2 protein-coding genes and 1 pseudogene are annotated in these 1,289 nt (G+C 41.0%); all 3 read left to right on the top strand.

Annotated features, from left to right (window positions below; all coding sequences use genetic code 11):
- Positions 1-225, top strand: a pseudogene (locus PG840_RS16630) (antirestriction protein ArdA); the annotation flags it as partial.
- A gap of 17 nt (positions 226-242) precedes the next feature.
- Positions 243-746: an antirestriction protein ArdA gene (locus tag PG840_RS16625; RefSeq protein ID WP_002323345.1), complete on the top strand. Its 504-nt coding sequence runs from the start codon at positions 243-245 to the stop codon at positions 744-746.
- Positions 747-854: 108 nt separating this feature from the next.
- On the top strand, positions 855-1,253 hold the full coding sequence (locus PG840_RS16620; RefSeq protein ID WP_003061368.1) for a conjugal transfer protein: 399 nt from the start codon (positions 855-857) through the stop codon (positions 1,251-1,253).
- Positions 1,254-1,289: the final 36 nt, after the last annotated feature.

Genomic DNA, 1,289 nt, shown 5'->3' with positions numbered 1-1,289 from the left:
AATTTAGAAGCAGTTTATATTTGCAGGAACGTGATTACGGTTTATCCCGACTGCAAAAGCATGATAGATGTTGCAAGGCAAAAGCTGATGAACGACCCGACATTTAAGCATTTATCCGAGGACTGTCAAGAATATTACTTTGACTTTGAAGCCTACGCTTCTCACTTGCAGGAACACGGGAAATTTTTAGTAACAGAACACGGTATCTTTGAACTGCCAGAGTAGGAAATGAGGTGGTGCTTATGATTGATGATATGGCGGTTTACATTGCTAATCTTGGCAAATACAATGAGGGCTATTTAGTCGGTGCTTGGTTCACATTTCCCATTGACGAGGAAGATGTAAAAGAAAAAATCGGCTTGAATGAGCAGTATGAGGAATACGCTATCCATGATACCGACAACTTCCCCATTGCGATTGGCGAGTATGTTTCCATTGAAGAACTCAATGAGATGTATGAAATGATAGAGGAACTTCCCGACTATATCGTAGAATGTCTGGACGAATTTATCAGCCACTACGGGACGCTGGAAGAAGTCGTGGAACACAAGGACGATATTTATTATTATCCCGACTGTGAAACCATGACAGATGTTGCCTACTACTACATAGACGAATTGCAGGCACTTGGCGACATTCCACCCAGCTTACAGAATTATATTGACTATGAAGCCTACGGGCGAGATTTGGATATGGGCGGTTGCTTTATTGAAACAAGCCGAGGTATGTGCGAGATACCATATTAACGCTGGAAGATCAGCGACAAGCATTGTTGCTACTGACAGCGTATTTCTCTTTTAAGGGACAGTCTGAAAATGGCTGTCCTTTTCTATTTTGAAAGGAGCTGAAAGAACTTGAAAAAGATTAAATCTTATACGGGTATCTGGAACGTGGAAAAAGTCTTGTATGCAATCAATGACTTTAACTTACCCTTTCCCGTTACCTTTACACAGATTACATGGTTTGTGATTACAGAATTTATCATCATTCTGTTTGGGGATATTCCCCCTCTTTCCATGATTGAGGGAGCATTTCTCAAATATTTCGGTATTCCCGTTGCTCTCACTTGGTTCATGTCGCAGAAAACCTTTGACGGAAAGAAGCCGTACAGCTTTTTGAAATCACAGATAACCTATGCCCTGCGCCCGAAAATCACTTATGCAGGAAAAGCCGTAAAACTGCATAAGCAGATATTGAATGAAACAATCACGGCAGTAAGGAGTGTGAACTATGTTCCCGATAAAATATATTGACAACAACCTTGTCTGGAACAAGGACAATGAAGTGTT

Source organism: Coprococcus sp. AM97-35, from assembly GCF_027697525.1.
Taxonomy (GTDB): Bacteria; Bacillota; Clostridia; order Lachnospirales; family Lachnospiraceae; genus Allocoprococcus; species Allocoprococcus comes.
This window is presented reverse-complemented; position numbering and strand designations above follow the sequence as displayed.

Coding starts and splice junctions, on each gene's coding strand:
- PG840_RS16625 (WP_002323345.1), top strand. CDS start 243: ATGATTGATGATATGGCGGTTTACATTGCTAATCTTGGCAAATACAAT.